The organism is Candidatus Devosia phytovorans, from assembly GCA_029202405.1.
GTDB classification, from domain to species: Bacteria; Pseudomonadota; Alphaproteobacteria; order Rhizobiales; family Devosiaceae; genus Devosia; species Devosia phytovorans.
This window is the reverse complement of the sequence record CP119312.1, coordinates 2,854,651-2,866,877: the sequence shown is the minus strand read 5'-3', so window position 1 is coordinate 2,866,877 and position 12,227 is coordinate 2,854,651. Positions and strand designations below refer to the sequence as shown.

The 12,227-nt window shown below is 59.2% G+C and carries 16 protein-coding genes and 1 tRNA gene; 7 read left to right on the top strand and 10 right to left on the bottom strand.

Going from position 1 to position 12,227, the window contains the following annotated elements; translation table 11 throughout:
- Positions 1–15: 15 nt before the first annotated feature.
- The 5 genes from P0Y65_14220 to P0Y65_14200 all read right to left on the bottom strand — a co-directional run bounded on the left by P0Y65_14220 (position 16) and on the right by P0Y65_14200 (position 2,497).
- The gene (locus P0Y65_14220) at positions 16–279 is read right to left on the bottom strand and encodes a hypothetical protein (protein WEK03343.1); all 264 of its coding nucleotides are present in this window, start codon (positions 277–279) and stop codon (positions 16–18) included.
- Complete coding sequence (locus P0Y65_14215; GenBank protein WEK03342.1) at positions 266–682, bottom strand: hypothetical protein; 417 nt, start codon at positions 680–682, stop codon at positions 266–268. The genes P0Y65_14220 and P0Y65_14215 overlap by 14 nt, the downstream gene beginning before the upstream one ends.
- Positions 675–1,388: a hypothetical protein gene (locus P0Y65_14210; GenBank protein ID WEK03341.1), complete on the bottom strand. Its 714-nt coding sequence runs from the start codon at positions 1,386–1,388 to the stop codon at positions 675–677. Before P0Y65_14210 ends, P0Y65_14215 begins: the two co-directional genes overlap by 8 nt.
- The gene (locus tag P0Y65_14205) at positions 1,385–2,140 is read right to left on the bottom strand and encodes a P-loop NTPase (protein ID WEK03340.1); all 756 of its coding nucleotides are present in this window, start codon (positions 2,138–2,140) and stop codon (positions 1,385–1,387) included. Before P0Y65_14205 ends, P0Y65_14210 begins: the two co-directional genes overlap by 4 nt.
- 135 nt (positions 2,141–2,275) lie before the next feature.
- A complete protein-coding gene (locus tag P0Y65_14200; protein ID WEK03339.1) occupies positions 2,276–2,497 on the bottom strand; it encodes a hypothetical protein in 222 nt (73 codons plus the stop codon).
- A 133-nt stretch (positions 2,498–2,630) separates the two neighbouring features.
- On the opposite strand from P0Y65_14200, the gene P0Y65_14195 reads away from it, so the two are divergent.
- The gene (locus tag P0Y65_14195; GenBank protein WEK03338.1) at positions 2,631–3,419 is read left to right on the top strand and encodes a hypothetical protein; all 789 of its coding nucleotides are present in this window, start codon (positions 2,631–2,633) and stop codon (positions 3,417–3,419) included.
- 5 nt (positions 3,420–3,424) lie between these two features.
- Here P0Y65_14195 and P0Y65_14190 read toward each other — a convergent pair whose 3' ends face one another.
- A complete protein-coding gene (locus tag P0Y65_14190; GenBank protein ID WEK03337.1) occupies positions 3,425–4,807 on the bottom strand; it encodes an integrase in 1,383 nt (460 codons plus the stop codon).
- Between P0Y65_14190 and P0Y65_14185 the strand changes: the two genes are divergently transcribed.
- The gene (locus tag P0Y65_14185; GenBank protein ID WEK03336.1) at positions 4,806–4,955 is read left to right on the top strand and encodes a hypothetical protein; all 150 of its coding nucleotides are present in this window, start codon (positions 4,806–4,808) and stop codon (positions 4,953–4,955) included. The two genes, P0Y65_14190 and P0Y65_14185, sit on opposite strands and share 2 nt — an antisense overlap.
- Here P0Y65_14185 and P0Y65_14180 read toward each other — a convergent pair.
- Positions 4,944–5,017, bottom strand: a tRNA-Gly gene (locus P0Y65_14180). The genes P0Y65_14185 and P0Y65_14180 overlap by 12 nt on opposite strands.
- A gap of 47 nt (positions 5,018–5,064) precedes the next feature.
- Positions 5,065–6,177 carry a 2'-deoxycytidine 5'-triphosphate deaminase gene (locus P0Y65_14175; GenBank protein ID WEK03335.1) on the bottom strand — a complete coding sequence of 371 codons (1,113 nt, stop codon included), beginning with the start codon at positions 6,175–6,177 and terminating at the stop codon, positions 5,065–5,067.
- A 209-nt stretch (positions 6,178–6,386) separates the two neighbouring features.
- Here P0Y65_14175 and metZ point away from each other — a divergent pair, with 209 nt between their 5' ends.
- From metZ to P0Y65_14160, 3 genes are read left to right on the top strand one after another with little or no spacing between them, the layout of a single operon-like run.
- Positions 6,387–7,595, top strand: a complete 1,209-nt coding sequence (gene metZ, locus P0Y65_14170; GenBank protein ID WEK03334.1) for an O-succinylhomoserine sulfhydrylase — start codon at positions 6,387–6,389, stop codon at positions 7,593–7,595.
- Positions 7,595–8,422, top strand: coding sequence for a transporter substrate-binding domain-containing protein (locus tag P0Y65_14165; protein WEK03333.1), 828 nt, complete (start codon positions 7,595–7,597; stop codon positions 8,420–8,422). Before metZ ends, P0Y65_14165 begins: the two co-directional genes overlap by 1 nt.
- Positions 8,423–8,440: 18 nt before the next feature.
- Positions 8,441–8,857 carry a hypothetical protein gene (locus P0Y65_14160; protein ID WEK03332.1) on the top strand — a complete coding sequence of 139 codons (417 nt, stop codon included), beginning with the start codon at positions 8,441–8,443 and terminating at the stop codon, positions 8,855–8,857.
- Here the strand turns inward: P0Y65_14160 and P0Y65_14155 are convergent.
- Positions 8,854–9,267: a tellurite resistance TerB family protein gene (locus P0Y65_14155; protein ID WEK03331.1), complete on the bottom strand. Its 414-nt coding sequence runs from the start codon at positions 9,265–9,267 to the stop codon at positions 8,854–8,856. The two genes, P0Y65_14160 and P0Y65_14155, sit on opposite strands and share 4 nt — an antisense overlap.
- A gap of 141 nt (positions 9,268–9,408) precedes the next feature.
- Between P0Y65_14155 and P0Y65_14150 the strand changes: the two genes are divergently transcribed.
- Both P0Y65_14150 and P0Y65_14145 read left to right on the top strand, forming a co-directional pair.
- Positions 9,409–11,052, top strand: a complete 1,644-nt coding sequence (locus tag P0Y65_14150) for a lysine--tRNA ligase (GenBank protein ID WEK03330.1) — start codon at positions 9,409–9,411, stop codon at positions 11,050–11,052.
- Positions 11,053–11,066: 14 nt separating this feature from the next.
- The gene (locus P0Y65_14145) at positions 11,067–11,462 is read left to right on the top strand and encodes a GFA family protein (GenBank protein WEK03329.1); all 396 of its coding nucleotides are present in this window, start codon (positions 11,067–11,069) and stop codon (positions 11,460–11,462) included.
- A gap of 5 nt (positions 11,463–11,467) precedes the next feature.
- On the opposite strand, the gene P0Y65_14140 is transcribed toward P0Y65_14145, so the two are convergent.
- The gene (locus tag P0Y65_14140; protein ID WEK03328.1) at positions 11,468–12,109 is read right to left on the bottom strand and encodes a helix-turn-helix transcriptional regulator; all 642 of its coding nucleotides are present in this window, start codon (positions 12,107–12,109) and stop codon (positions 11,468–11,470) included.
- Between the last annotated feature and the right edge of the window lie 118 nt (positions 12,110–12,227).

The following is a 12,227-nucleotide window of genomic DNA, read 5'->3' as shown; positions in this document are numbered from 1 at the left end:
CTACACGTAAACAAATTAATTTCCTTCGTCGAGGTCGATGGAATGACGGTCGACTATGTACTTTGCAATTACACGAAGATCGCTACTTAACTGCAGGGTCTGTTTTGCTTGATAGGCGGCGAGTTCACGAAGCTCAGCCGTCATGGCTGAGTTTTTAAGATAGAACCTGAGAGCCGCCTCTATCAGCTCCTTTTTGGTGATCCCCAAGTCCAACGCTTGTGCTTCGGCAACCGCGTTAAGGCTCGGGGCAATCGATATGCGGGGATCAGATTTTGCCATTTTCGATCAACCGCAATAGGCTGTGATTACCGAGGCGCGCGGACGCAAAGACAGGATGAAGGTGGTAAAAAAGCAACCCAAAGATACGCTTGCCAAGAGGCTTGCTGCGCTTCGAAACGTTGAAGCCACTCGTCAGAAATCGCTGCGTGCGCTCGTTGCGGACAATTTCGAAGAGATTGAGCGCCAACTGATCGAGCATACCGCGAGCAGAGTAGCCGCTACTTTCGAACAGTACGGTCGCCCAATCAGTGAAAGCACGCTGAGCCAATATTTCCGTGAAGAGAGGCGAGACCGAGCTGGCGAAAGTGCGGCAGACACAACGACACGCAAGCCCAAATCCTTCAAACAGGTCGCACACGATCGCAGCGCTGCGATATCGAACGAAGACGATCGGCCTAAGCATCGGCGTCGCCTCCTCGCACCAAGACCAGAATAGAACGCACAACCTTAGGCATAGCCAGAACCGCAGCCGTCAAAGTTGCGCCCAAAGCCACCCAGCCAACCCAAAGGAAGCGGCGCAAGTGCGCCCAGTTGGGTTCAACCCGATCTACCCTCTTGATGTACAATTCTTGCACCCTGCAAAAGGTGCCGGTGGTGGTGGTCGCCTGATATTTTGTGTCAGACATGCAGATCTCGGCGATCTCCGGCAGCCGAGGATTAAGGCGAATGATCTCAGACCACTGATGAAATTCGCTGCTATCCCCCAGAGCCAGGAGCGGATTCTCCAATTCTTTGGCTGAAAGGGCCCCAGTCAAGAACCCCACAGCTGCAGCGAGACAAGCAAACACGAGGCCGATACAGAGGCGCCGTACAGTGTGCTTGGACGATAGGAGTGCTCCTTCCGCGGCAATCCGCGCAGCCTGATTAAGCAAGGGCTGGACCTGGCCTGCAACCTTAGCGGCATAGCCCTCACCAAGATTTTCGAACCGGTCTGCCGCACTCTGATTGATCTTGCCTGCGCGCAGCAACAAGCCCTCCGTCAAGAATGCGATGAGGTAAGGGTCGTCGGTTTCAAGGTCCGCGATACCGGCTTTGCGGACCTGTTCCAACGCCTCGTCATCGGTCAACCCTAAGTCCATGCAGGCGGAATAAAACTCGCGAAACTTCATTCGAGCATCTCCAGGATCAACCCGAGCTGCTTGTTCAGCTCGCGCACGAACAGGTTCTGCAAATGCTGCTGGTAACGATCGAGGCTATCGGGGTTGATCAACCCCGCAAGCCCGAACTTGTGCAACGGCCCAGGAATTGCTGGCATTTCAATTTCGGTGCCATTGAGATCGAGGAAGTCAGTGCGTTCGGTGCTATTGAGCCAAGTGTCAAACGTTTCGCCCTTGCGCAAAAGCCCGCGGTTGAGAACAGCGACGTACTTCGCTTCCGCTCCAAAACCATTCATGAAGCCCTGCATACTCGCCGGATTGGCGCGGTCCGGGGTAATCAGATGAACAACGACGATCTCGTAGCCCAGCGAGCCGGCAAAGCCCGTGATCTCGGAGAGGCCGTCCGAGAAGTCAGTGCGAAACAGCTCGTCGATGTCGCCGATGGTGCCGCCGGGCAGGTCGTGAATCACGGCGTTGGTTCCCGCGTCGAGGGAGAGCAGGAGCGTATTGGCCTCGTCAGGATTGCGCATGTCGTAGCGGACCGCACCATGGACCGGACTCTGATCTTCTTCGGGCACAAGAGCTTCGCGAAGAGTCAGATACGTGGTGCTAACCGCTGCGTCGCCGTCATAGACCGCCACCTCAAAACCGAGGCTGCGCAAAATGAAGGCCAGCAAGACTGCCGTCGTCGATTTTCCGGTGCCGCCCTTCATGCCGACGATGATAAAGAGCCGCTTGGTGCTTTTTCCTTTGGTCGAAATCATTAGTGATCCTTCTGTCTTTTTTGGATTGAGGTTCAGATGAACAAATTGGAGGTTGTGGCGGTTGAGGAGTGCGTGGGAACCGACTGGCCCGCATTTGCCAGGAGAAGAAAGCCCGCGGCGCCGTTCGTGCCTCCCTCACTCGGGCACGGTGCGCTCAGGACGAAGAGGGCGTTTCAAGATCGCTTCCACCAATTCTTCTTCAGCGGCGGCGGCGACCAGCTCAGAGTTCAGCCGGGTGAAGATGGGCAGCAGGCGGCGGAGTTCTTTGTCGTCCGCACGACGCGCAGCCAAAGCCAGTCGATCGAGATAGATCTCTACCTGATGGACCGAGCGTGGTTTGAAACGGCGTGGCGACATCGACGACCTGCGACTTCTGAATGAGCCGAGGCTAAGGACTGTCGCGCAGAAAAAACGGCCAGTTTCAGGACTTTATTGGATAAGATTTTAATGAGTTTCGAGTGCTCTCCCGTTGTTTGCCGGGAGTTTTGGAATGGGTCAGGGCTTGGATGCGCCGCTTGTTTGTTATCAGCCTTACGACACCCTGAAGCTCAGGAGAGATAGAGACTTCCAGCAGCTAATCGAGGTCGCCGAATTCGTTGACTGTGTTAAGCCAGGGGAGACCGCTTTCGGAGGCGACTTCCGAGGCACTAAAGACAAGTTTGCTCACCGAAACACGATCGGGAAAATAGTCGTCTTTCAGGAAACCATGAACTCCGAGCGTCCAGTTCTCCGAAGCGCAATTGAGCCGATCTCAAGAGATAAGCTTGCGATTTTGGTGCCTGATGTTGCCGAATTTATGGAATGCGACAGCTATGTACTTGCTGCGTTAGCCGCGATGAACGCTAGCCATAGCCTCCAGGTATTCAGTCTTCGGTTTAGCTCTAAGTTCAAGAAAGGAATGCTGGACCCTGGAAGGTTGAGCCAGATAGAGCTTAATAACGTGCAGTTGAGAGGTGCAAAAAATCGTGGAATTGAGGCACTTCAAGAACTTCTCAAGGGAAATAGCGCTGAGTGTCAGAGATATATCCGGGGGCGGTTGCTTAAGGAGGTTCGTTATGCGCGGCGAGAGGCGCGGCGCGCCGAAGTGACCACTGCACGATCGCTTGAATCTGCAGGGCCTCCGGTCAGAATAGATCATTACTTAGAATATTCTGGGTGGGTGAATAACAAGACAATAGGCCAGATGTACGCAATTCTCGACAATGATTTTGCAAATGCGGGGGGTGTGCCGGCTGAGGTGTCTGGCGATCTTCCACTCTTTGAACGTAGGCGGCGATAAGTCTGTCACACGATTGTCGGGTCGAACGGCAATGCCATCTCGTGCAGCAAGCTCTGTTGCCAATCGAGGCCTCCACCCTCGCCGTAGCTGGGCCGTGAGACAGAATGACCAAAGATGCCCATTCGAACCTCATAGTCGATCTTGGCAGTCTTCATTCGATCTTCAAAAGTATGGCGTACACTATAAAGTGTATGAGCGGGTGTGGGTAGTAACCCATTTTCGTCCAGGTAGCTGTTGATAGTTTGCGAAGCCGTTCCAGCCTTGTCCATGTATCTTGAAAAGCCGTCAGGAAATTTCTGAAAGACTGCCAACGATACGCCGACTAGAGGAATGCTACGGACAGAAGCGGCGCTCTTAACCTCACGTGGGCCATGCTCGGCAAAGTCGGCGTTCTTACGATCGTTGGCGCGACGGGGCCGAATAGCGATGTGTGGCGTTTCGTGGTCCAGCACGATCGTATTCTTAGTGAGGCTGCATATTTCGGATGGTCGGCAGCCCGTCTCGATCATGGCAAGCAAAACACCACGGGCTTCCGAGTTCAGACCTGAAAGCGGACCGGGTTTCAGGAATTTATCAGCTAGCCAACTTGTCTGAAAAGGCGGGCGAGTATCACTCCCATCCTCTGCAAAGCTCAGCTGCATAAATGGGTTGAGGCGGTCCTTTTCGTTATGCTCGAAGCTGAAATACTCGCGATACAGCTTCCTCAACTCGCCTATTTCGCGGTTGCCGCTAGAGGGGTGCATTGCCGCCGCATCGTCGTCTGGGACAATTCTGCCCAGCCAGTACCGATAAAACCGCACGGCATCCGATCGATCGATATCAGCTAGGGCCTTTTCTCCCACGACCTCATGAAATCTGGCGATCGCTCGTTTGGGGATGTTCTTCCATATCCGGAGCTGATCTTTGCTCTTATTAGCCAGTTTTTGTTTGCCGGGCCCCTCAGTATAGATACGCAATGCATCTTCGAAGGTTGCTCGTGGTTTCTCGATCGTTCCAAGAACCGCCTGTTCAACTTCTTTCGGCGTGGTGGTGGGGAGGATGGATTCCAGGCGGCTGGATAGCTCTTCCCAAGTCGCCGAGCGTCCAATCTCGTCCGCAGTAGCGTATCCAAAGCCTAGCGCGCGTACGCGCTTGAGAGCGGCGGCGTACTTTGCTCGTGACCCGTCCAAGTTGGTTTGTAGGGTCATTGATGACCAAAGTTCGTCATCAGCGGCAGCGAGCAGGTCGCGCTGCTTTCGCGCTACTGCGAGGTCCCTGGTTCCCAGGGCTTGCCTAACGAAGCGACCTCTACCATCAGCTTCTAGGAGCAGAGTGGGGACGCGCCGGTGATACACCCAGCTTTGCCCACGTTTAATTAGATAGAGGTCGTTGTGTGCGCTGCGGGCCATGCTGCTGATCGCCTTGTATCACAGTTTGTATCGCAGTTTGTATCACAGTTTTTCGGACTTGCGCCTGACGAAGGGTGTGGAGCAACAAAAAAACGCTGCAAAAACAGCGCTTTGGTTAATCGCAAAATTGGGGAAATGGAGCGGGTGAAGGGAATCGAACCCTCGTGTTCAGCTTGGGAAGCTGCTGCTCTACCATTGAGCTACACCCGCTTGCGGCTGACTAGATGCGTGAAATCGGCGGGGGCGTCAAGGCGCTCCTAGCCGACATAGTCCCTGAAATGCTTGGAGAGCTTGAGCGTCTGCGCCTGGTAATTGGAACCCAGCGCCGAGCCATAGAGCCGGTCAGGCGCTTCGGCGAGCCGTTCATAGATCAGCCGGCCGATGGTCTGGCCGTGACCGAGCAGGAACGGCACCTCGCGGCTGCGCACTTCGAGCACCGCACGGCTGCCCGTGCCGCCGGCTGATGAATGGCCAAAGCCGGGGTCGAAAAAGCCGGCGTAATGCACGCGGAATTCCCCCACCAGCGGATCGAAAGGCACCATTTCGGCGGCATGGCTGGGCGGCACATGCACCGCCTCGTCACTGACCAGAATATAGAACTCGTCCGGGTCAAGGATCAGCTCTTCGCGGCCACGGCTGTGCAGCGGGTCCCAGAAGTCGAGCACGTCGAGTGCCGCCTTCTTGTCGACATCGACCACAGCCGTGTGCCGCCGCGAGCGGAAACCGATCAGCCCGTCGCGCCCGGCGCCTTTGAGGTCGATGGATAGCGCAACGCCTTCACCCACCGGCACGCTGTTGTCGAACACCAGCGTATCGCTTTGATGCAGCGCCTGGTGCTCGGCAATGGTCAGGCGATTGTCCCCCGAGCGGAACCGCATCTGGCTGAGGCGCGAGCCGGTGCGCGCGAGAATGGGGAATGTGCGCGGGCTGATTTCGAGATAGAGCGGCCCTGAATAACCATTGGGCATCTGGTCGAAACCGCGGGCCCGGTCGCCGATGACACGGGTAAAGACGTCGAGTCGGCCGGTCGAGCTTTTCGGATTGGCCGAGGCGCTGACCGTGTCGGGCAGGTCAAGGCTTTCGAGCAGCGGCACCAGATAGACGCAGCCGCGCTCCAGCACTGCACCATGCGTCAGATCGATTTCATGCAGTTTCAACGCCTCGATACGCTCGGCGACAGAATGGCTTGGACCGGGCAGGAAACTCGAACGGACACGATAGGCCACATGGCCCAGGCGCAGGTCGAGGCTGGCCGGCTGCACCTGATCGGCATCGAACGGCGTGCTGGTGCTGATCGAACCCTGGTGATGCAGCATCTCGATCAGCCGCGCCGGAAACACGCCCTGTGGCCAGGTCTGTTGCTTGTCCATGCTGCCCATCCGTTTCCCTCAGGCATTCCCTAGCGGGAATTGACGCCGGCTGGCAATTGGCCTTAGATCGAAACCCAGTGGTGATTTGGCCGGTCGCTTGCAGCCACTACGGAGCCATCAGTTATGGTCCCCGGAAAATCAAATGCTAAAGACCGTATTGGAACCGGCCGCCATATGCGTGCCGGTTTTTTGTTGTGAAGGCGTGACCGATGTCCCGAGATAAGAACCCCCTCCTTGATCCTGCCAGGCGCAATCCCGCGACCCAGATGGTACATGGCGGGGGCAAGCGCACGGACTTCAACGAGACCAGCGAAGCCATCTTCCTCAATTCGGGCTATTCCTATCCCAGCTCCGAACATGCTGAACTGCTGTTTCAGGGCAAGATCCCGGGCGCTCACAATTATTCCCGCTTCGCCAATCCCACCGTCGACATGTTCCAGGAGCGCATGGCGCTGATCGAAGGCGCCGAAGCTGGCCGTGCCTTTGCCTCGGGCATGGCCGCCGTCACCAATGCGGTGATGAGCCAGGTGCGTGCCGGCGACCACATCGTTGCTGCCCAGGCCCTGTTCGGTGGCTGCCGCTACGTGGTGGAGGATTACGCGCCGCGTTTCGGCGTGGAATCGACACTGGTCGATGGCCGCGATCCGGAAAACTTTGCCCGCGCCATGAAGCCCAATACCAAGGTGGTCTTCATCGAGACGCCGACCAATCCGACGCTCGAACTGGTCGACATCAAGGCCGTGGCCGAGATCGCCCATGCCCATGGCGCCAGGCTTATCGTCGATAATGTCTTCTCGACCGCGCTCTACCAGAAGCCGCTTGAGCTCGGCGCCGATCTCGTCACCTATTCGGCCACCAAGCATATCGACGGGCAGGGCAGGGTGCTGGGTGGCATCGTGCTTGGTTCCAAGGCGCTGATCGAGGGCGACGTCCACACCTTCCTGCGCCAGACCGGCGCCACGTTGAGCGCCTTCAATGCCTGGGTCCTGCTCAAGGGCCTCGAGACCTACGCCCTGCGTATCCGCCAGATGACCGACAGCGCCGAGAAGGTGGCGGCAGCACTCGCCAGCCACCCCAAGATCAACCGCGTCATCTATCCGCATCACCCCAGCCATCCGCAATATGACCTCGCCAAGCGGCAGATGTCGCGTGGCTCGACCCTGCTCGCCATCGATCTCAAGGGCGGCCAAGAAGCGGCCTTCACCCTGTCCGACAGCCTCGCCGTGGTGCTGATCTCCAACAATCTGGGCGATGCCAAGTCGCTGATCACCCATCCGCGCACGACTACCCACGCCCGCCTGACCGAGGAAGTGCGCCTCGAAACCGGCGTCACCCCTGGCCTGCTGCGCCTGTCGGTTGGCCTGGAAGATGCGGACGACCTGATTGCTGACCTGCTATACGGGCTGGACCAGATCTGATGGTTCGGCGCTGGGCAAAGACAGCGGGACTGGCCAGTCTGGCGCTTGCGCTGCTGGCCGGTCCGGCTCTTGCCCAGGCCCTTCCCAATCATTTCGACCCCAGCGCCCGCGAAGTGCCGCCCGGTCTCACGGCGGTGCCGGCCATCCGCTTCCTCACCACCGCTGATTTCCCGCCCTTCAACTTCCGCGACAGCAGCAGCGAGTTGATCGGCTTCAATGTCGACCTTGCCAAGCGCATCTGCGCCGAGGTCAATGTCGCCTGCACTATCCAGGCCTGGCCCTGGGAACAGGCCGCCAATGCGCTCAACGACAGCCAGGGCGATGCCCTGATCGCCGGCCTCGCCATGAGCGAGGAAACCGGCGCGACCTTCGATTTTTCCGCCACCTATCTGGCCCTGCCGGGCCGCTTCGTCACCAGAGCCGAGGACATCGGCACATTCGATGCGGCACGTCTCGATGACCAGACCATCGCCGTCCGCGCCGGCAGCGCACATGAGGCCTTCATGGCGCGCTATCTCCCAGGCGCGACGTTCGCCGCCTTCCCCAGCGAAATCGAGGCCCTGGCCGCAATGCGCGACGGATCTGCCGATGCTTTTTTCGGCGATGCCATGCGCGCCTCCTTCTGGCTCAACGACAATCTCGACTGCTGCGGCTTTGCCGGCGACGCCTATTTCCGCCCGCAGCTGTTCGGCGAAGGTCTCGCCATCGCCGTGCCCGCCGGCCGTGACCCCATGCGCCATGCCATCGACTGGGCGCTGGTACGCCTCAAGGAGAACGGCGCGCTGGACGAACTCTATCTGCGGTGGTTCCCGGTCGGCTTTTACTAGAAGGAGAGAGCGATGATCATGCGGCTGCTCGCCATTTTGTTGAGCTATCTGGGGGCTGTCCTCGCGGCCACCTTGGGCGCGCTTGTTCTGCTCATCGGAATATCCTTGGCCGAAGGGCGCTTTGCCGATTTTGGTCAGGCAATCCTTGATATCTTCGAGATCATCGGCCCAGCCTTCCTGCTGGTCCTGGTTCTGGCCGCGGTACCATTTGTCTGCTGCGTGCTGGTGCTGCATTACCTCCACCAGAAGTCATGGCTGGCTCACGTTGCTGCAGGTGCCGTAGTCTCCCTGGCCGCATTCTTCATCTTTGCGGGTGGCTTGTTCGATCCCGGGATCTTGCTGGAAATCTGGTACATGCCCGTCGCCGGAGCCATCGGGGGCTTTGCCTATTGGCTCTGTCGTTACCGATTGCTGCGCGAGATGACGGCGGCCTAGGCTGGCATCCGCCGGTGTCGCGCCCGCGCCGCTGCCTCGATAGCCGCCGTGGTCAGCCGGTCGAGGTCCAGCTTGTCGCGCAGCATCTCGAGAAAGCGCAGCTCTTCCTGCTCGAGGTAAAGATCGACCGCTGCAATCTCCACGGCGCAGGCATAGGCCGTGTCCTGCAGTTTGACCGGCAGCACGGCAATGGCATCGTCCAGCACCTGGTCGAGCCCGCCCGGCCCATTGAGCTTGTCGGCGCAGGCATTGGCCACCACCGTCAATCGCGTCTTGTCGAACCCTTCGAACACCGGCAGCCGGCCGATCAGAGCCTGGATGCGTGCCAGTTCCTTTTCCGTCATCGCGCTGTCGGAGGACGCAGCGACGAGCATCAAATGGATCAGGGCGTCATGGGCAGTGTTGGGCATCAAACTCTTCCGCTGCTGGCGTCGACAATCGATAGCTAGGCCCGCCTTGCCGGATTGGCAAGCATTGCGCCCCACAAACGTTGACGCGAGGCCCCCCGGAATGCCACACAGCCTTCTCCCCGTTTTGAAAGGCTGAGCCCCTTGTCGTCCGCTTCCCTTCCCCCTCTTGACCCTGCGTTCTTCGACGCTGCCCAGACTGCCCGTGCATGGCCGTTTGAGGAAGCCCGCAAACTGGTCAAGCGGCTGGAAAAATCGGGCAAGGGCGAGGCCCTGTTCGAGACCGGCTACGGCCCCTCGGGCCTGCCCCATATCGGCACTTTCGGCGAAGTGGCCCGCACCACCATGGTGCGCACGGCCTTCCGCCTGCTGACGCGCGACCAGATTCCGACCCGCCTGCTGTGCTTTTCGGACGATCTCGACGGCATGCGCAAGATCCCGGATACCGTGCCCTCCAAGGAGGCCATGGAACCGCATCTGCAAAAGCCGCTGACGGCGGTGCCCGATCCCTGGACCAATGAATATCCGAGCTTTGGCGACCACAACAACGCCATGCTGCGCCGCTTCCTCGATACGTTCGGCTTCGACTACGAATTCGCCAGTGCCACCGAATACTACCGCTCGGGCAATTTCGACCATGTCCTGCGCCTCGCGGCCGAACGCTACGACGACATCATGGGTGTCATGCTGCCCTCGCTCGGTGCCGAACGCCAGGCGACCTATTCGCCCTTCCTACCGATCTCCCCGATTTCCGGCCGCGTGCTCTATGTGCCGATGAAGGAAGTCGATGCCAGGAACGGCACCGTGACCTTCGAGGACGAGGACGGCCGCGACACAACCGTGCCGGTCACCGGTGGCCATGTGAAGCTGCAGTGGAAGCCCGATTTCGGCATGCGCTGGGCGGCGCTGGGCGTCGATTTCGAAATGTTCGGCAAGGACCACCAAACCAACCAACATATCTACGACAAGATCTGCGCCATCCTCGGCGGCACCCCGCCAGAGCACTATGTCTATGAGCTCTTCCTCGATTCCGAGGGCCAGAAGATTTCCAAGTCCAAGGGAAATGGTCTGACCATCGACGAGTGGCTGACCTATGCCGGCACGGAAAGCCTGGGCCTCTACATGTTCCAGAAGCCCCGCGTTGCCAAGCGCCTGCATTTCGATGTCATCCCGCGCGCCGTGGACGAATATGCCAATTTCGTCGCGGCCTATGAGCGGCAGGACACGGCCGCGCGTCTGGAAAATCCGGCCTTCCATGTCCACTACGGCAATGTGCCCAGGATCGACATGCCGGTCACTTTCGCGCTGCTGCTCAACCTGGCCACGGCGTCCAATCCGGAAACCCCCGAAGTCATGTGGGGCTATATTTCGGCCTATGCGCCCGGTGTTTCGGCCAAGACCCATCCGCATCTCGATGCGCTGGTCGGCTATGCCATGCGCTATTTCCGCGATTTCGTGCAGAAGACCTATCGCGCGCCCGACGAAGTCGAACGTGCTGCGCTCGAGGCACTGTCGGCCGCCTTCGCCGAGCTGCCACCCGATGCCGATAACGAGACCATCCAGACCGCGGCCCTCGACGTGGCCCGCACGGTCGAGCGCTATCAGGATCACAGCAAGAAGAGCCCAACCGGCGGCCCCGGCGTGTCCGGTGAGTTTTTCCAGATGCTCTATCAGGTGCTGATCGGCCAGGAACGCGGTCCCCGCTTCGGCTCGTTTGCTGCTCTCTATGGCATCGACAACACCCGCAAGCTCATCGCCGATGCGCTGGCAGGAAAAATGCTGAAGTAATCCGGAGACAGGCAATGGCCGGCGGCTCATGTGCATGCGGAGCGGTGACATTTACGGTCAACGGCCCATTGCCCTCGGCCTCCGCCTGCCATTGCTCGAAATGCCGGAAACACACCGGTCATTTCGAAGCTGGCGTCGACATCGCCAAGGCTGACGTCGAGATCACCGGCGACGCGGCGATAACCTGGTACTTCTCCTCCGAGAACGTGCGGCGCGGCTTCTGCGCCACTTGTGGCACGCCGCTGTTCTTTGATCCGCCCGCGGCCGACTGGATCGGCATCAATCTCGGCGCCTTCGACAAGCCCACGGGAACGCGGCTCGCCCAGCATATCTTCGTCGCCGACAAGGGTGACTATTACGACATCGCTGATGGCCTGCCGCAGTATGACACAGTGCCGGGAGCGAAGTAGTTGGACTACTGGCTCGCCCAGATGATCCGCGCCACCCATTCGACCTCGCTGAGGTTGAAAATGCGCGGCGGATAGGCCGGGTTGAGCGAATGCAGCTCGATCTGCTTGCCGGTCTGGCGATGAAGGATCTTGGCCATCACCTCGCCATCCACGGTCTTGACCACGACACGATCGCCGCGCCGCACCTGTTCGGTGGGCGAGACAACGATGCGGTCGCCCTCGCGGTAAAGCGGCTCCATGGAATCGCCCGTCACTTCGAGCGCATAGATGCCGCCTTCGCCCGGCACTGGCAGCGCAATTTCATCCCAGCCCTGACCGGCCGGAAAACCGGCGGAATCGAAGAAGCCGCCGCTACCAGCCTGGGCCAGTCCGACGAGCGGCACGGCGCCATTGGAATAGCGGCCCCCCGACTGCAGATAGACCCCCGTGCCTTCGATGAAGCCGTCAAAGCCTTCGCCGGTGGCGCTCAGGATTTTCGAAATGCTCTCGGTCGAGGGCCAGCGCTCCCGCCCATCCTTGGCGACGCGTTTGGAGACGTTGAAGGCCGTGGCATCGAGCCCGGCCAGCTTGGCGAGGGCCGACACGGATATGCCTTGTCGCCGGGCCAATGAATCGATCCCTGCCCAGATATCGCGATGGGTCAGCATGCAGCCACCTGCAACGGGTGTGTTGACTTCCAGAATTAATTCCTAGGAATGTAGGCCCACAATTCTTCGATTGTAAAGACCCTTTGTCACCTTGCAGCATCTGCGGGCCATGAGTAGT